Source organism: Sphingomonas sp., from assembly GCF_030145815.1.
Taxonomy (GTDB): Bacteria; Pseudomonadota; Alphaproteobacteria; order Sphingomonadales; family Sphingomonadaceae; genus Sphingomonas.
Genome location: NZ_JAIXHL010000001.1, coordinates 127,437 through 145,011, shown reverse-complemented (window position 1 = coordinate 145,011; position 17,575 = coordinate 127,437). Strand labels below are relative to the sequence as shown.

General features: G+C 63.9%; 13 protein-coding genes. 7 read left to right on the top strand and 6 right to left on the bottom strand.

The annotated features are described in order from the left end of the window. Window positions 1-27 precede the first annotated feature (27 nt). Together KYX69_RS00720 and KYX69_RS00715 are read right to left on the bottom strand one after the other, a co-directional pair. On the bottom strand, window positions 28-141 hold the full coding sequence (locus tag KYX69_RS00720; RefSeq protein WP_300492615.1) for an AraC family transcriptional regulator: 114 nt from the start codon (window positions 139-141) through the stop codon (window positions 28-30). Beyond that, a complete protein-coding gene (locus KYX69_RS00715) occupies window positions 138-1,100 on the bottom strand; it encodes an AraC family transcriptional regulator ligand-binding domain-containing protein (protein ID WP_300492614.1) in 963 nt (320 codons plus the stop codon). The genes KYX69_RS00720 and KYX69_RS00715 overlap by 4 nt, the downstream gene beginning before the upstream one ends. Window positions 1,101-1,259: 159 nt before the next feature. On the opposite strand from KYX69_RS00715, the gene KYX69_RS00710 reads away from it, so the two are divergent. The 5 genes from KYX69_RS00710 (at window position 1,260) to KYX69_RS00690 (ending at window position 9,796) form a co-directional block, all read left to right on the top strand. Beyond that, window positions 1,260-3,899: a TonB-dependent siderophore receptor gene (locus KYX69_RS00710; protein ID WP_300492613.1), complete on the top strand. Its 2,640-nt coding sequence runs from the start codon at window positions 1,260-1,262 to the stop codon at window positions 3,897-3,899. Window positions 3,900-3,970: 71 nt separating this feature from the next. Then, on the top strand, window positions 3,971-6,013 hold the full coding sequence (locus tag KYX69_RS00705) for an acetoacetate--CoA ligase (protein ID WP_300492612.1): 2,043 nt from the start codon (window positions 3,971-3,973) through the stop codon (window positions 6,011-6,013). Next, window positions 6,010-6,882: a 3-hydroxyacyl-CoA dehydrogenase family protein gene (locus KYX69_RS00700; protein WP_300492611.1), complete on the top strand. Its 873-nt coding sequence runs from the start codon at window positions 6,010-6,012 to the stop codon at window positions 6,880-6,882. Before KYX69_RS00705 ends, KYX69_RS00700 begins: the two co-directional genes overlap by 4 nt. Continuing rightward, window positions 6,882-8,162, top strand: coding sequence for an MFS transporter (locus KYX69_RS00695; protein WP_300492610.1), 1,281 nt, complete (start codon window positions 6,882-6,884; stop codon window positions 8,160-8,162). The genes KYX69_RS00700 and KYX69_RS00695 overlap by 1 nt, the downstream gene beginning before the upstream one ends. Window positions 8,163-8,176: 14 nt before the next feature. Further along, window positions 8,177-9,796 (top strand): tannase/feruloyl esterase family alpha/beta hydrolase, encoded by a 1,620-nt coding sequence (locus KYX69_RS00690; RefSeq protein WP_300492609.1) that lies wholly within the window; start codon window positions 8,177-8,179, stop codon window positions 9,794-9,796. A 714-nt stretch (window positions 9,797-10,510) separates the two neighbouring features. On the opposite strand, the gene KYX69_RS00685 is transcribed toward KYX69_RS00690, so the two are convergent. Then, the gene (locus KYX69_RS00685) at window positions 10,511-10,795 is read right to left on the bottom strand and encodes a hypothetical protein (protein WP_300492608.1); all 285 of its coding nucleotides are present in this window, start codon (window positions 10,793-10,795) and stop codon (window positions 10,511-10,513) included. An 881-nt stretch (window positions 10,796-11,676) separates the two neighbouring features. Then, window positions 11,677-12,894, bottom strand: coding sequence for an MFS transporter (locus KYX69_RS00680; protein ID WP_300492607.1), 1,218 nt, complete (start codon window positions 12,892-12,894; stop codon window positions 11,677-11,679). Window positions 12,895-13,338: 444 nt separating this feature from the next. Here KYX69_RS00680 and KYX69_RS00675 point away from each other — a divergent pair, with 444 nt between their 5' ends. Together KYX69_RS00675 and KYX69_RS00670 are read left to right on the top strand one after the other, a co-directional pair. After that, the gene (locus KYX69_RS00675; RefSeq protein ID WP_300492606.1) at window positions 13,339-14,337 is read left to right on the top strand and encodes a TIM barrel protein; all 999 of its coding nucleotides are present in this window, start codon (window positions 13,339-13,341) and stop codon (window positions 14,335-14,337) included. After that, window positions 14,337-14,726 carry a DUF6379 domain-containing protein gene (locus KYX69_RS00670; RefSeq protein ID WP_300492605.1) on the top strand — a complete coding sequence of 130 codons (390 nt, stop codon included), beginning with the start codon at window positions 14,337-14,339 and terminating at the stop codon, window positions 14,724-14,726. The genes KYX69_RS00675 and KYX69_RS00670 overlap by 1 nt, the downstream gene beginning before the upstream one ends. Window positions 14,727-14,803: 77 nt before the next feature. Here the strand turns inward: KYX69_RS00670 and KYX69_RS00665 are convergent, their stop codons facing one another. Both KYX69_RS00665 and KYX69_RS00660 read right to left on the bottom strand, forming a co-directional pair. Then, on the bottom strand, window positions 14,804-16,261 hold the full coding sequence (locus tag KYX69_RS00665; RefSeq protein WP_300492604.1) for a hypothetical protein: 1,458 nt from the start codon (window positions 16,259-16,261) through the stop codon (window positions 14,804-14,806). After that, window positions 16,261-17,415: an FAD-dependent monooxygenase gene (locus KYX69_RS00660; RefSeq protein ID WP_300492603.1), complete on the bottom strand. Its 1,155-nt coding sequence runs from the start codon at window positions 17,413-17,415 to the stop codon at window positions 16,261-16,263. Before KYX69_RS00660 ends, KYX69_RS00665 begins: the two co-directional genes overlap by 1 nt. Between the last annotated feature and the right edge of the window lie 160 nt (window positions 17,416-17,575).

Sequence of the window (17,575 nt, the reverse complement as noted above, 5' to 3'; positions counted from 1 at the left end):
GCCTGCAATCTCTTCCTTCGTTTTCCACTAGGTGCTCGCGCGCAACGCGCTAATCGTCTTGCCGGTCCAGCGCCGGACCGCACGGCGCAAATTCGCGCTGTCGCTGAAGCCCACCTTCCAAGCCACGTCGTCGACGCTCATCCGGGTTGTCTGAAGATATTCGATCGCGAGCTTGCGGCGGACATCGTCAACGATCGCGCCATAGCGGTGTCTTCAGCAGCGAGGCGGCGGCGCAGGGTGCGCTCCTGCATCCCCAGCTGTGCGGCGATCGCGGTCATCGACGGAAACTCGCTCGGCGCGTTGAGCAGCAGCTGATACACTTCGCCCGACAGACCCGATGAAATGCGCGCCTGACCGATCAGCCGCTCGCAGGTTTCCTCCAGCATGGTGCGGGTGAGCCGGTTGCCGAGCTCCGGCGTCTGGTCGAGAATGCCGATGGGATAGTGGAGCTCATTCGCGGCTTCGCCAAAGGAGCAGGGGCAGGACAGCGCCTTCGCATCGTCCGGTGCAAACGCATCCTCGGGCAGCGCGAATAGCGCGCGCACGGGCAGATTGTCTGCACCGGCAGTGTCGCGGATATGGGTGAAGGTCATCTTCATCTGCTGCCGAACAAGAAAGGTGCGCACGTCGCTGCTCATCACATCGCGATAGATTTCCCTGAACTGCCAGATCGCCACGTCGCCTTCGGCCCGCCATGCGAGGCGCACGGTCGGGGTTGCGAGGGGCTGGTAACGCACCGCGAAGTCAAAAAAGTCACGCATCGTCGGTGAACACATCAGCGCGTAGCCATACATGCCATAGGCAGACAGATGCAGGCGTGCGCCGATCGCGAACGCATCGGCATAGCCTGCGCCGGCGGCGACGATGTTCTCGCACGCCGTGAGATACTGGCCGATCGAGGTCATCGTGTGGGGGTCGCGCACCTCGGCCAGGGTGAGGCCGGTGCGGTCGAGCACCGTCTCCGCACTGATCCCGCGATCCGCGACCGTGTCGATCACCGTCGCGATCTTGAACGGGGCGAAGCTGCGCTGGTTGAGCGAGGGAAAGCCCGCGCGCGGGTTGCGATCCAGCGCCGCGCCGTCGTCGTCCGCCTTTGCCATCGTCGCACCCTCCCGTCGCGCATGTCCGGTAAAGACATAGCGATGTCCGCCAATGCGCTTACCACGCGCTGTGTCAGACCATAAGCAAGGGTTCAAGTCGGCAAAGCCCGGCGGCGGCAAAGACCGCAACGCGAATAGATCAAGGAGGGGATACAGGACATGTCGATCCGAACCGTTCAATTTGGGCACCGTGCACAGCTCCGGGCGCGCTCCGCCCTGGCGCTCACGCTGCTGGCCGCGCCTGCAGCCGCCTACGCCCAGACGGCCGAAACCGCCGCGCAGACCGACGCGGAAGAGCCGACCGAAGTGGTCATCACCGGGTCGAGCATCCGCGGCATCCCGCCCACCGGCTCCGGCCTGATCAGCGTGACGCGGGAGGACGCGAAGCTGATCGGCGCGGCGAGCACGCCCGAGCTGCTCGCCACCGTGCCGCAGCTCAACAGCTTCAACACCGCGCCGCGCGTTAGCAACAATGGTCTCGGCTCGTTCGCGCCGGGCCTGCGCGGGCTCCCCACCGCCGCGACGCTGCCGCTGATGAACGGGCACCGCCTGATCTCGGGCAGCACGCAGCAGACCAACCCCGACTATCCGTTCATCCCCGAGCTGGCGATCGAGCGGGTCGAGATCGTCGCCGATGGTGCGTCCGCCATCTACGGGTCGGAAGCGGTCGCAGGCGTCGTCAACTTTATCACCCGTCGGCGGATCAAGGGCGTGGAGGCGATCGTCCGCTATGGCATCGCCGACGACTACAACGCGTTCAACGCGGGCCTAGCCTTTGGCCATGACTGGGGCAGCGGATCGTTCGTCGCCGCCTATCAATATCAGGACAACAGCAACATCACCGGGGCCGACCGCAGCTATCGCTCGCTCGATTTCCGTGCGGCCGGCGGGATCGACACGCGGTCGGCGGTGTGCCCCGACGCGAACGTGAACCTGTTCGCGGGCACCATCTATGCCGCGCCCAGCCTTGCGCCGGGTCTCAACACCTGCGACCCGCGCGGGCCGGTTGACCTGCTGCCCCAGAACCGCACGCACAGCGCCTTCGTGTCGGCGCGGCAGGACCTGTCCGATGGGGTCACCTTGTGGGCCGACTTCCTCTATTCGGACCGCCGCGATGTGGTTCAGGCCGCGCTGCCGGGGCAGACCTTCGTCCTGATCACCGCCGCCAACCCGTTCTTCCGCGCGCCGCCGGGGACGGGATCGGTGTTCGGCTATTTCGATTTCCGTCCGGACCGGTTGGTCGGCGCGGATCATTTCGACCAGATTTTCCGCGTGCGCAGCGGCAATGCGACGGCCGGCGTCGATATCGACTTGCCGGGTAACTTCAAGGCGAGCGTCTATGGCTCGTTCAACTTCTCGCGCAACGATACCTTCCAGCCCGGGATCAACACCACCGCGTTGACCGCAGCCGCTGCGGGCACGACGACTGCGACCGCGCTCGACCCGTTCGGTTACGGCACCAGCCCGGCTGTGCGGGCCGCGATCCTCAACAACCCGACTACCTTCGACAACCGCCAGCGCACGCGCATCGGTGCGGTCAAGATCGACGGACCGCTCGCCGATCTGCCGGGCGGCGAGCTCAAGATCGCAGTGGGTGCCGAATATCGCCGCGAAACCTATCGCCAGCGCGGCCAGAGCGGTGGGGTCGGCTTCCCCGAGGATCTCGAGCGCAACGTCAAGTCGCTCTATGGCGAGCTGTTCGTGCCGATCTTTGGCGAGGGGAATGCGACCGCGGGGATGTACAGCCTCGCGCTGTCGCTGTCGGGCCGCTTTGACGATTACAGCGACTTCGGATCGACGAGCAATCCCAAGATCGGCCTGACCTGGGAACCGGTCGAGGGTATCAACCTGCGCGGCAGCTATGGCCGCTCGTTCCGCGCGCCGGGTTTGCGCGACCTCGGCTCGACGGTCGGCTCCTATTACTCGGCCGCAGCCCTGGTCGATGCGTTCGGCGCGCGCGATCCCTCTCGCGGTGCGGCACAGGTCAACACGATCCTGCTGTTCGGTGGCAACCGCAATCTGACGCCGGAAACCGCGCGCACTTGGTCGGCAGGGATCGACCTGCGGCCGAAGGCAATCCCGAACCTGACCGCCAGCGTCACCTTCTACGACATCCATTACGACAATGTGATCGGAACGCCATCGGGGTTGGGCGCGCTGTTGTTCAGCGATCCGACCTTTGCGTCGCGCGTGCTGCGCAATCCGACCTCGGCGCAGGTGAGTGCGGCGATCGCCAACACGGTGCCGTTCTTCTACACCTTTGCCGCGGTGCCGACGATCGGCAACATCCTCGACCTGCGCCAGGGCAATTTCGGGGTGCGGGAGACCAACGGGATCGATTTCGACCTGCGCTATCGCCACGATGTCGGTTTCGGGACGCTGTTCGGGGGCATCGCGGGCAACTACATCCTGAACTATCGCAACCAGCTGTCGCCGACTTCGGCGGTGAGCAATTCGCTGGATGCCGGCATCCCGCGCACGACGTTGCGGACAACGCTCGGCTTCACCGCCGGGCCGGTGACCTTCGTCAACTTCGTCAACCATCGCAGCGGCGTGACGGCATCCTATGCGACGCCGACGGGGTCGGCGCTGTATGAGGCCGAGGGCTATACCACCGTCGATCTGCGCCTGTCGGTGCGGCTGCCCGACCTGGCCTTTGCCAAGGGGCTGGAGCTTGGGTTGCAGGTCAACGACCTCTTCGATGCGACCCCGCCCTTCTTCCCGGGCACCGACGGCATCGGTGGCGCCTACAACGCGATCGGTCGCTACGCGGCGATGAGCCTGCGCACATCCTTCTGATCGCTGGCGGGCGGCGTCTCTCACAGGGCGCCGCCCCCGCATTGCATGATGACAACAAGGTTTGACTTTTGATGACCGGTTCCAGCGTCTCCCTCCCCCAGCCCGTGCCGCAGATCCGGCGCTATCGCGACTGGCTGGCGCAGACGCACGGGCGATCCTTTGCCAGCTTCGAAGACCTGCACCGCTGGTCGGTCGAGGATCTGGACGGGTTCTGGCGCAGCATCTGGGAGTTTGAAGGCATTGAATCACCAACGCCGTTCACTGCGGTGCTGAGCGACAAGGGGATGCCGGGCGCGCGATGGTTCGACGGCGCGCAGGTCAATTACGCGCAGCACGTATTCCGCCATGCCGAGGCGGCAGACGCGGCGGGGCAGCCGGCGATCATCGCCATCGACGAGCGCGGCTCCAGCGTCACGCTGAGCTGGGCGGAGCTGCGCCGCCAGTCCGCCGCGCTCGCCCTTGCCCTGCGCGCGCGCGGGATCGCGCCGGGGGACCGCGTCGCTGCCTATCTGCCCAATATTCCTGCGGCGGTGATCGGGCTGCTCGCCTGCGCCAGTATCGGCGCGATCTGGACCCTGTGCTCGCCCGACATGGGCACCAATGCGGTGCTCGATCGCTGGCGGCAAACCGCGCCCAAGGCGCTGATTGCGGTCGATGGCGTCTTCTATGCGGGCAAAGCGCTGGACCGCACAGCCGCCGTTCGCGACCTTTGCGCGCAGCTTCCCAGTCTGGAAAACATCTTCCTCGTCACCAGCGGTTGCGCGACGGGCGAAATCCCCGGTGCCATCGACTTGGCAACCACGCTCTCCCGCGACGATGATGCGGTCGCGACGTTCGAGCCGGAATGGCTGCCGTTCGATCATCCGCTGTGGATCCTCTATTCCAGCGGCACCACCGGCCTGCCCAAGGCGATCGTCCACGGTCATGGCGGCGTGCTGGTCGCGACTGCCGCCGGGCGGCTGCATTTCGATCTCGGTCCAAGCTACGCGCCGAATAATTTCGGCGAGCGCTTCCATTGGTACAGCGCGAGCGGCTGGGTGATGTGGAACATCCAGGTCGGCGGGTTGCTGAGCGGGACGACCATCTGCCTGTTCGACGGATCGCCGAGCGGGACCAAGGCGGACCCCGACTGGACGCGATTGTGGTATTTCGCGGCGCGCAGCGGCGTGACTTGGTTCGGCGCGGGGGCGGCCTTTTTCGCCAGCTGCCGCAAGGCCGGGATCGATATCACCCGCATCGCCGGGGTCGAGCGCATTCGCGCACTGGGCAGCACGGGGTCGCCGCTGCCGCCCGCCGTCCAGCGCTGGGGCAGTGCGCAATTCGCGCAACTGGGCCGCCCCGATATCTGGTGGTGCAATGTCAGCGGCGGGACCGAGATCGCCGCCGCCTTCATGGCCGGTAACCCCGAACTGCCCGATACGCCCGGCCGCCTGCAGTGCCGCCATCTGGGCGCGGCGATTGCGGCGTGGGACGAGCAGGGCAAGCCGGTCGTCGATGAAGTGGGCGAGCTGGTCTGCACGCGCCCGTTCCCGAGCATGCCGCTCTATTTCTGGGGCGATGCCGACGGCAGCCGCTATCACGACTCCTATTTCGCGACCTGGCCCGGCGTTTGGCGGCATGGCGACTGGCTGACGATCGGCAGCGATGGCAGCTGCACCATCTCGGGCCGCAGCGACGCGACGATCAACCGGCATGGCGTGCGCATGGGCACAGCAGAAATCTACTCGGCGGTCGAGCAATTGCCGCAGGTGGCCGACTCGATGCTGATCGACCTTGAAACCGCGCAGGGCGAAAGTCGGCTGATCCTATTCGTCGTTCCAAGCGAAGGATTCGCGGTCGACGCCGCGCTGGAGGGGGCAATCGCAGTGGCGATCCGCACCAGCCTGTCGCCACGCTTTGTGCCCGATCGCGTGATCGCTGCGCCCGGCATCCCGCGCACCTTGTCGGGGAAGAAGCAGGAACTGCCGATCAAGCGGCTGTTCGCCGGATGGCCGGTCGAGAAGGTGGTCAGCCCCGATGCCACCGCCACACCGGAAGTGCTTCCCTGGTATATCCAGCAAGCGCAGCACTGGCGGCAGCGCGCGTCGGATATTTCCGCGGGAGCCGTGGCATGAAAGCCGGGGTCGTCGGTGCGGGCCTGATGGGGGCCGAGATCGCGCTGGTGTTCGCGCTCGCGGGGCATGACGTGCTGCTGCACGATCGCAGCGGGGACGCGCTGGACCGCGCGCTCGCGCGGTTGCGCGGCGTGCTCGACAAGGGCGTGGCGCGCGGGACCTATGCGCGCGAAGCGGCGGAGGCGGCCCTGGTTCGGATCGCGACGGTCACCAGCCTCGACGCGCTGCGCGACTGCACGATCATGACCGAGGCGGTGTATGAAGCGCTGGACGCTAAGGCCGATGTGCTGCGTGCGCTGGACCGGATTTGCGCGCCGTCCTGCATCTTCGCGAGCAACACGTCGACATTGCCGATTTCGACCCTCGCCGCGTTCCTGACACCCGAACGACGCGCGCGGTTCATCGGGACGCATTATTTCTCGCCGGTGTCGCGGATGCAGCTGGTCGAGGTCATTTCCGGCTTCGCAACCGAGGCGGCGATTGCGGATAAGGTGACGTTATTGATGCGCGACATCGGCAAACAGCCGGTACGCGTTCGCGACGTTGCCGGTTTCGCGGTGAACCGCATGCTCCACGCGCTGCTGATCGAAGCGGTCAAGCTGGTCGAAGAAGGGGTGGCGACGCCCGCCGATCTCGACACCGCGTGCCGCCTGGGTCTTGGCCATCCGATCGGGCCGTTTGCGATGATGGATGTCGTGACGTCCGATCTGTGCCTGCAGGTGCAGGAAATCCTGCAGGACGCTTATGGTGAGCGGTTCCGGCCGCCCGCGTTGCTCAAACAGCGCGTCGCCGCCGGGCTGGGGGGCGGAAGGGGCCGTCCGGGCTGGATCGACAAGGACCCCGCGAAACTTGATGGGAGTGCAGGCTGATGGCGACCGACGCGATGCAGGCGGGAGGACGCGCCGCACCCCGCGGCCTGGTGCTGGGGATGTTGTGCTTCGTCTATGTCCTGAACTTCCTCGATCGCCAGCTGGTGTCGATCCTCGCCAAGCCGATCCAGGACAGTTTGCAGATCAGCGATGGCCAGCTCGGCTACATCACCGGTTTTTACTTCGCGCTGTTCTATTGCTTCATCGCGATCCCGGTCGGCTGGCTGGCTGACCGCAGCAACCGGGTGAAGGTGCTCTCGCTCGCCTGCGGGCTGTGGAGCGCCGCCACGGTCGCATGCGGGATGGCGTCCAACTATGGGCAGCTCGCGGTGGCGCGCATGGCGGTCGGCGTCGGCGAGGCCGGTGGGGTGCCGCCTTCCTATGCGATCATCTCTGACACCTTTCCGCGCGAACAGCGCGGCACGGCGATGGGCATCTTCAACCTCGGCCCGCCGATCGGATCGGCGCTGGGCGTGGCGTTCGGCGCGTCGTTGGCGGCGGCGTTCGACTGGCGCGTGCCCTTTTACGTGGTGGGCGCGATCGGGGTGGTGACGGCCGTGGTGGTCTATTTCCTGATCCCCGAGCCGCCGCGCGGCCGGTTCGATCCGGCGCCGGTTGCCGCGGCGGGGCCAGCACCGGGCTTCGTCCAGACGATCCTCGCCTTTTTCGGCAACAAGTTGCTCGCGGTTGCTGCGCTGGCTAGCGGCGCGGCGAACTTCATCACCTATGGCCTCGCCAATTTCGCGACACTGTTCCTGATGCGGGAAAAGGGGATGACGCTGGATCAGGTCGCAATCTGGTACGCGCTCGCGGTGGGCCTTGGGATGGGCGCCGGCATCTTTGCGTCGGGGAAGCTGATCGACCGGTTCGCGGTGCGCAACAAGGCGGCCTATGCGACGCTGCCCGCGCTCTCGCTGCTGATCGCCTTGCCCTTCTTCCTCGGTTTCGTGACGGTCGACAGCTGGCCGCTCGCATTGGCGTTGCTGTTCGTGCCGCTGTTCCTCAACTCGTTCTTCCTCCCCGCGACCGTCACCTTCGTGCAGGGGGAGGTCGCGCCGGACGCGCGCGTGATCTCGGGCGCGCTGCTGCTGCTGGTGATGAACCTGATCGGCCTCGGCCTCGGCCCGACCTTTGTCGGCATGATGAGCGATTTCTTTCGTCCGGATTATGGCGGGCATTCGCTGCAGATGGCGTTCTACGCACTCGCCCCGATGTATCTGATCGCGGCGCTGCTGTTCCTGTGGCTCGCGCGGCTGATCCGGCGGGCGGAGGGGCGTTGATGAGGCACAATCCCATGAACACCCGTCATTGGATCGCGGCAGCAGCGCTCGGCGCGATTTGCTGGAGCGCACCCGCCCTTGCCCGAGGCTCCGATCCCGCCGCACGCTGTGCCGCACTGGCAACGTTGAAGCTGCGCGACACGACCATCTCCAGCGCAACGTTCGTTCCGGCCAAGCCGACCAAGACTACGGCAACCGGCGACGTGCCGGGGTATCGCAGCTTCTGTCGCGTCGTCGCGCGCGTGCAGTCCGAGCCGGGATCGGACATCGGCGTCGAACTGTGGCTGCCCGCCAGCGACTGGGCCGGAGTGTTTCATGGCAATGGCAGCGGCGGGTTCGCGGGCAGCTTTGCGCTCGGCTATTCGGGCATGGTCGAGGGGCTGCGGCGCGGCTTTGCCACCGCGACGACCGACGCCGGCACCGCGCCCGCGACCCCGCTGGAGGGCGACGCGCTGATCGGTCAGCCGCGCAAGTGGCGCGATTGGGGGCGCCTGTCCGCGCATGCGATGACCGTGACGGGCAAGGCAATCACGGCCGCATTTTACGGCCGGGCTGCGCGGCGATCCTACTATACCGGCTGCTCGACCGGCGGACAGATGGGGCTGATCGAGGCGCTGTATTATCCGCAGGATTATGACGGCATCCTGGTCGGCGCGCCGGTGATGAACCGGACGTGGGGCCATGCCGCGGTTTTGTGGAATTATGCCGCTGCCAATCGCGCACCCGGACGCCTGCTGCCCGAGGCCAAGCTCAAGCTGCTCAACCAGTCCGCGATCGCCGCCTGTTGGCGGCAGGGACATGGCCTTGCGGGGGATCGCTTCATTTCAGATCCGATGGCCTGTCGCTTCGACCCGCAGGTCCTGCAGTGCAAGGCCGGAGCATCGGAGAACTGCCTGACCGACGGCGAGGTCGCGACGGCGCGCGCCTTCTACTCCGGCCCGACCGATCGCGATGGTAAGCCGACCTTCTTCGGCTGGCTGCCGGGAAGCGAAATGCCCGACACGTTCGGCTGGTCGTTCCTGCAAAAGCCGATCAATGGACAACCGCCCTTCGGCAGCCTGTTCAAATGGGTGTTCGGTGCCAATTGGGACTGGAACGGGTTCGATTTCGACCGTGACATGCCGGTGGTCGATGCGCAGCTCGACCCGATCGTGAACGATGCGATGCGCGGCACGCTTGCGCCGTTCGCGCAGCGGGGCGGCAAGCTGATCGTGTTCCACGGCCTCGCCGATACGTTGGTGCCACCGGGCCAGTCGGTCGCCTTCTTTGATCGCCATGCAGCGCAGATGGGCGGGATGGGCAAGCTGGCCGACAGCGCGCGGCTGTTCATGGCGCCCGGAATAATGCATTGCGGCGGCGGCACCGGACCGGACGCGTTCAACACCACTTTGGGCATCCCGCCACGCCCGCCTTCGGACGATGCGCGGCACGACTTGTTCTCCGCCCTGATCGCATGGACCGAGCGCGGCGAGGCACCTGATCAGATCGTTGCGAGCAAATTCTCGGGCGAAGAGTCAGGGAGGATCGCGATGCAGCGCCCGCTATGTCCATATCCCCAGCGCGCTGTCTATCGGGGTGTCGGATCGACCGCCGCCTTGAGTAGCTTCAGGTGCGAGGCCCCATTGGAGGAGTGACGCGTAGCCTGGTTGAAGCGTGGCCGCTCCTCCTTGCCAATCCATGGAGGGCTCGGTAGCCGAAAAAGGCCTCTTAACGATGGTGGGATTAGCAAGAGCGCAAGGCCTGCAATCAGGGCGCATTGCCAACCGGCAGCTCATGCGGACAGCGGCCCTTCCGCTTATGGCCGCTTGCCGACAGTCAGTCGTCGACGGGGCGTCATGGTAAGCGGACAAGGCAGCGCGCTATTACTTAAGCGGGCGGATTAGTTGACCGACGGTCGATCGGCGCATTCGTGTCTTAAGGCGATCGGACATGCGGGGCAGCGTCAAGGCTGGAACTCCGCCCCTGCCTCGCGCTCCTCCGCTGCACGAGTCATCTCGGAAAACAACAAAACGGCTACTTTCGCCTACGCCCAAGTGATCGGAGGGACGCGGCAAAATGGTTGGAGGAGTGGTTCCCAAACTTACGACCCGCCACTTCGATCGCCCACCGCTCAGGCGGTGCGCGGTCGCGCCATTCGAGAATAAGGTCGATCTCTTCCCGCTCTTCATGGCGATACGCGAATGCTTCGCATTGCTCACCGACAAGGTCGAGGATGCTGACAACAACGAACGACTCCCATCGCGGCCCGATGAAGCTTTCGAGTCGCTGTTGGCGGAAGTCCTCGACAGATACTCCATTTCGCGCAGCCTTCTGCGGCAGGCCGATGGGAATGGCTGCGCCTTGCTCGATCAGTCGCCGATGCTGCCCGCTGTCGCGGACAGAGAGCGCTTCGTAACGGTCATTCCTCCGGGCCGCTTGCACTCGATCGCGACGGCAAGGATGCCGCTTTCGCACCAAATGTCGCCTTCGCGGTTGTCGCCGAGATGCGGCTCAAGCGTGAAGGTGAGTGGCCGGTCAGTCTGTCGCAGCAACGTCACAAGAACGTCATTGGACGGCTCCTCGCGCTTGGGCCTCCCACCATCATAGAACAGGTCTCGTGAATTGGCGTCGTTCGACTCAACCTTGGCTTGCACGACTTCCAGCTCAGCAAGCAGAACGCGCTGGAGGTCGGCATGATCGACCGGTGGGCCGTCGGTGACTAGCTTGCCCAGAGCATCAACCGGTAGCGGTCGCCATTCGGCATTGGCGCGGACAAGTGCAAGATTGCTCGTCTATGCAAGCAGGCGCTTGTGCCGGTTGAGCGCAATTCCCTCGACGTGTGCCATGACATCGTGCCGCCGACGGCACTTGCCGGCTGTTCAGTCCAAATGGACTAGACGTTGAGGGGCGTCCAAGCTTTGGCCCAACCTTCAGCGGTTCGGGATCGTCGAAGTGGAGCGCGACGCCGTCGCTGGGCCGCTTAACGATCGGTCGCTTACCGGGCTGCCGATCCAATAGGGAGCTGTCGGCAAAGTCCAACTTTCGGCCCGTTGCGAGTTCCGCGGAGGGGACCGGCTTCGGCATTGTCCCACACGTGCATCAACGACCACATTCGGGCGCGCAGCAGACTAGCGGCACATCCCGAAACTAGTCCGGCAAGCGGCCGTGCGAGTACTGGAGATCCTTTCGACAGATCGTCGATGAGCCGTCAAGAAGAGGCCGTACCCGACATCACATCGAATTATGGACAAACTGATTTAGTGAGGCTGCCTCAGCTATAAGCAATCAAGGATCTGATTACATAGAGCTTTTGTTATAAAATTGGCGGAGCGGGAGGGATTCAAAGCAATCATCTAACTCTTTGAATATACTTAGGTGGACGCACTTGTCTTGAACGACGTGCCCCCGCCGGTGCCCCAGAAAAATTGGGGTTCGGTTTGCGTAAGCGCGCTTGAATTTGTTCGTTTTGCGCTCCTTTAATTCGCCGGGTGGGGTGCAAAGAACGCGAAGACCCGCGCGTTTGGAGGTACCGCAATTATTCCGATGCAATTGCTTGGGGGAGCTTCCGCAAGGCTAGCGCGATCACAGCCCCCACCGCGCCCGCCACGATCCCAACGAGTCCAGCGGTCAGGAACGCGCCCTGCATTGATCCCGTGGACTGATCGAGAAGGTGGACAAGCCTGGGAGACTGTGACTGCGCCAGGAAGAATGCGGCGGTCCAGATGCCCATGGCCCGGCCGCGATGGGCAAAGTCGAACTTTGAGTGAGTCCATGCCAGCAATGTCGGTACCGCCATGCCAGCCGCCATCTGCTGGACGATGACGCCAGCTGCCATTGCACTCGGGGTTTCCGCCAGACCGATCGCCGCCAGGCCTGCTCCCAGCAGCGCGAAGAACACCCCAAGCTGGAGCGCATAGCTGCGGTTCGCGAGGATACGGAACAGGACCGCTCCGACCAGAAAGAACAGCGTCGGCACGACGATCAGTTGCGCATAGCGATCCGGCTCCGTCACGCCGACCTCGGCGAAAGCGAGGGCGCCGTTGATGATGAACACGTAATAGAGCATCGCCGCAAAAAATGTGACCAGCGCCGTGATCGCCGCACTCCACCAAGGAAAGCCAGTCTTGGGAACCGCTAGCGCGGCGGACGCTTCGCCACCCTCTGCCTTCTTCGGTTCGAATAACCAGATCATCATGGCCGCCCAGATTGGGATGGCGGCCAGGTAGACGAAAAACACCGCGCTCCACTGCAGCTTGCTCGCCTCGCCGACGCTCAGCCCGACGAGCCCGCCAAACACGGGGCCGACCAGGCTTTGCAGAAACAGCCAATTCTTGCGGCCCTTGTCGTCCCAATAGTCCGCGATCAGGGTATTCACGACGGTCAGGATGACGGCTTCGGAGATGCCGAGCAGGAGTCGGGAGACGTAAATCTGGTCCAAGGTTTCGAGGAGCAGCGGCACCGTGCCGAACACCGCGTAGAATGCGGTCGCCGCCAGTAGCAATTGCCTCCGGCCGAATTTGTCGACCAGCAGCCCGCTAAAGGGCGCAAGGATGGCCATGGTCAATCCTGGCGCACCGATCAGGGCCGGGACCTGCGCCCGGGCGTCGGGGTCATGCGCAAAATGCGCGATCAGCGTGGGCACTGCCGGGCCCATCGCGACAATGGCGAGCATCGGCAGGAAGCCCGCAAGGACGACGACGATGCCTTGCGGTTTCAACGGAAGCCCGCGCCAATAGGCCGTCAAGTTCCACATTTCCGGCCTCTCCCCATATCGATTTGGGAGGCTTGATAATATATTACGGAGTACGTTTCAATTCGGGATGTGCGGGCGCCGACCTTCTGATCCTGTGCGACCGGAGCGCAGCGCGGCGTCTGATCGCCGAGGCGCCGATGGATCGTGCACAACGAATATTTGACAAAATCAGAATGGTCATACTAATTTTGGCTTGTGCGCACTTTGCGGACGGTTTTGCTCGACGAAAATGCCAGATTTTTGTGCGGCGCCGATCAGGAGAGGCAGATCATTGGATCATGGACGATTGAGCGGACTCGCAGTTCCGATGCGTCGCTGAACCGCCGCGCAGGACGGCGGCCGAGGTTGCATCGCGAGAGCGCCAGCGGCGGCGCCGGACGCGAACTGCAGCTTCAGTTTGTCAGGCCGGCCTTAGACAATAATATATCAGTGGAGTGAGAAGAGATGGCTGCCAGAGTGAAACGGGGCGTCAGCCTGTACAGCTTCCAGGAAGAGATGTTTCTTGGACAGATGACGATCGAGGACTGCGTCGCGTTCGCCGCGTCGATTGGCGCGAAGGGGATCGAAATCCTCCCCGAACAGAACATGCCGAGCTTCCCGAACATCGACGACCGCCAGGTTGCCTGGTGGCAGGAACTGATGGCCAAGCATGGGACGGAGCTCACCTGTTACGACATGTTCCTCGATACCAAGGCCCGCAAGGACCGGTTGATGACAGATGACGAGCAGGTCGCCTCTATTCGCCGCGACCTCGTGCTCTGCAACCGGCTCGGCATCCGCAACATGCGCGTGCTGGTCTTCGTCCGTCCCGACATCCTCGAGCGGTGTGTGCCTTATGCCGAGGATCTCGAAGTGCACATGGGCGTGGAGGTTCATTCACCTTGGCATATGGAGCACGCTTGGATCCTGCGTACCGTCGAGATTGCGGACAGGCTGGGCACCAAGCATCTGGGCCTGCTGCCCGACATGGGCATTTTCATGAAGCATTATCCACCGGTCTATCGCGACCGCTTCATTCGTCAAGGCGTTCGCCCGGAGGTCGCGCAGTTCATCGTCGACCAGCACGAACAGAAGATCATGGCTGAATACACGATCTATGAGGTGGCGGTGAAGATGAAGGGCAATCCCGCTGAAATCCGCATGGCCGAGACGCTGCGCCATCATCCCTACGCCAACCCGAAGCGGATCCGCGACTACATCCCCTATTTCCGGCATATCCAGGCCAAGTTCTACGAGATGACGGAAGACGACCGCGATCCCACCCACGCCTATGATGAAGTGATCCCGGAGTTGGTCGCCGGCGGATGGGACGGGTACCTCTCCAGCGAATATGAAGGAAATCGCTGGATCCAGGACGTCCAGCCGGTCGACAGCCGCGAGCAGTTGCGGCGGCAGCACCGCATGTTTGAACGCCTGATCGCACAAGCCGAAGGAGCCCGCTGATGTTTGATAAATATCTGATCGTGGACGGCAGTCTGCGCAATGTCGGCCCGGCTGACGCGCCGAGCGGCTTCGCGTTCGAGGCGAAGCTCGGCTATTATCGTGGCCTTGGCCTGTCGATGGTGGAAGCGTTGGATGTGACCGTCGACGGTGAGCCGATTCCGCGCGACGCGGTCCGCTTCGATGAAGGCAATGGACCACTCAGCCTGGACGAAATGGAAACCGCGTTCGACCGGCGGTGGCCGTTCGGTGCGTCGGCGACAATCACCGTCGCGCGCAATGGCGGGCTTGCACCGGGAGAGCACCGGCTGGAATTCGCCCAGCGGCTGCGGGTCTCCTACATGCCCTTCCCTTCGGTCAATTCGGACGCAAAAACGCTGACGGTCGCGTGACATAAGGGCGAGGCGGGCGCCATGACCAAATCGGCGACATGGTGCCCGCCCATTTTATAGTCCTCCCATAACGCGCCTCAAGACGGGATACGCGTAATCTCGATCAGCTCCACGCCGGGTGCCGGCAGGCTGCTCTCGATGGTGACACTGGTGCCCTCGCCTTCGTACGATCCCAGCATGTCGCCCCTATGCTGTGCGTCTGCGCGATATCGGACGACCTTGTAGCGGCCCTGGCCCCAAGGGAGATCGCTGACCTCTAGCGTATAGCCGGTATATCCCACGCTCCCGGCGTCGACGCGCCTGGGCGGAACGTTCAAGGACATGTTCACGCGTTCGGCGCCGATCGGCACCTGGAATTCGAACACGTCGCGATCCCGGGCGTTGAGGTAGGAGTCCGGGATGGCGTAGTTGGCGATCAGAATGCGAACGGTGTCGCTGTCCGCGGTCTGGCCAGCCAGCGCTGCAAATCCCTTTTCATCTCCACCCGAAACAGCGAGACGCTCCGTCGCGGCCAAGGTTCGACCGACCAGGCGGAATGCGCTCGTCCGCGCATTCTCACTGCCATCGGGTTCGAAGATCCCGGCGGGATCCCGGAACTTATAGTGGAAATCAGCCCCCGTATCGGCGCGAAAGAAGATCGCCTGATCGACCGCCGAGTCCTGCATGTAGACGGCCGCCGCCGCGATGAAGGCCGCGTTGTCGGCGTCTTCGAATTTCGCCGTCGGAATGCCGGTCATGCTCCAATAGGAGAGCATAAGCCTGGTACCGCCGAACCCATGCTGGTCGGCGACCGTACGGACCTCTGCCGCAATCGTGCGGAAATCGAGCGGATCGCGTGAGTTGTCGCCGTACCACATCCACGACAGGAAATCCAAAGGCAGCGACTGATCCTTGATGAAGGTCAGCAACCCTTCGCGGAACGGGCCTTCGTTCAACGGAAACGCGATGCACGGTCCGCCAAACTGAAGGCCGAGGTCGACACACTTCACCGCGCGCGCAGCGGCGGCATACATGTGATAGAATTGCTCGGGCGTGCCGGAAAAATGCAGGCTGCCGAAGTCGGGCTGATCCCCGAATTCCCAATGCGTGATGGCGTTTTCGAACCCATTGCCCCACCCGCATACATAGTGGCGCACGATGTTCTCGACCACTTGCTCGTACTTCGCCAAGTCACGGACCGGCTGTTTGTTCGCCGGAATTTCGCTGGCGATGGTAAACATGATGTCCGCGCCGAGCGAACGCACCTGGCTGACCCACGCATCGGTCCCGGCGAAATTATAGTTCGCCGGATCGCTCGGGTCGGCCGACCAGTCGGGAAACAGGCTCGTAGGGTTATCGACTGTATCGAGCCGCGACACCCAGTCGTATGACCGGACGAGCGTCACATGCGCCGCCCTCCACACGTCCAGAATGTCGGGAACGCTCTCGGTGCCGGGGGCCGGCGCAGGAATGCCCGTCGTACCGTGGAGCTTGCGCATATCGCCGATCGAAACGCCCGCATTGACGGACAGCCTCGCAATAGGGTCTCTAGTCATCAGTAATCGCTTTCCAGAATGCGGTGGACGTAGTCGAGCGCGGCTGGCTCTTCATTCACGAGGTGCGCCAGGCGTCGCTCGAGCGCCTCGGGGGTCGCGGAGTCGAACTCCTCGTGCATCATCTGCAGTGACGTATCCCACACGGTCTTCACGCGCGGGTACCGCCTGGCCATGAACTTGGTCTGCACGTCGTAGAGCGTGTCGTCGCTCTGCAGGAGCTGTGCAAAGACCACCCCGTCCTCGATCGCCATCGCGGCGCCCGATCCGAGATAGGGGGTCATGGCGTGTGCGGCGTCGCCCATGATCATGACCCGCCCCCGATGCCACGGATATGGCACCATGACGGTGTCGAGCGGAGTATAGGCGACGTTGGTGGCAGTCCGCAGCGATGCGATCTCCTCCGCCATGAAGACGGAATCGCCCATCATCGCCCGCGCCCTTTGATACATGAGCTCTGGGAAGGCTGCGGGATCGTGACGTGGACGACCTTCCTCATAATGCGTGACGATCACGTACATCATGCCGCCAGCCAGCGGGACGAAACCGACTTTGCCGCCGAAGCCGTGGCAGAACATCGCGCCCTTCAGTGTGTCCGGGGCCCGCACCGGGGCGCGCCAGGCCACGCCGCCACTTGGCGTGGGGACGTGCTTCTCGCCGAACAAATAGCGCCGAATACTCGAATTGATGCCGTCGAAGCCGATCACGAGATCATAGCGGCCCGACGATCCGTCGCTCAGCTCAACCGTAACCCCGTCGGCATCCGGCTCGATGTCGACAGCCGTCGTCGCCATCTTGATGGTGCAACCCACCTCCCGGGCATGGGCGCTGGCCATCTCCAGAAAGCCCAGGCGCGGCAGTTGGACGTTGTTCGGCATCCCGTCGAACTGGCGCCCATATGGAATATCGACCACATGCCGGCCATTCCGATCGTAATAGGAAAGCGGCGGCGTCGGAAACCCAAGGGCGAGCGTCGATTCAAGCAGCCCAATCTCGCGCAGAGCCCGCAACCCATTGGTCCGCAAGCCCCATCCGACGCCTGGGACCGAATTGTCCGGCTTGATTTCAATGACGTCGACCTCGACGCCGATCCGGGCAAGCGCGATCGCTGTGCACAGGCCACCGATGCCCGCGCCGACAACCAGGATCTTCTGCAACTTTGGCATTTCGCCCCCTCCCAATTTTTAAAGCAGTGCAGCGATGCAACCACACCCGTTTTCTCGTGATATATCACCGTTGCATGCCGACGCTGTCCCGGTCAAGCGCTGCAATCTTGTCAGCGCGCGCTGGCGGAGGCATGGGTGCTGAGGCGCGACG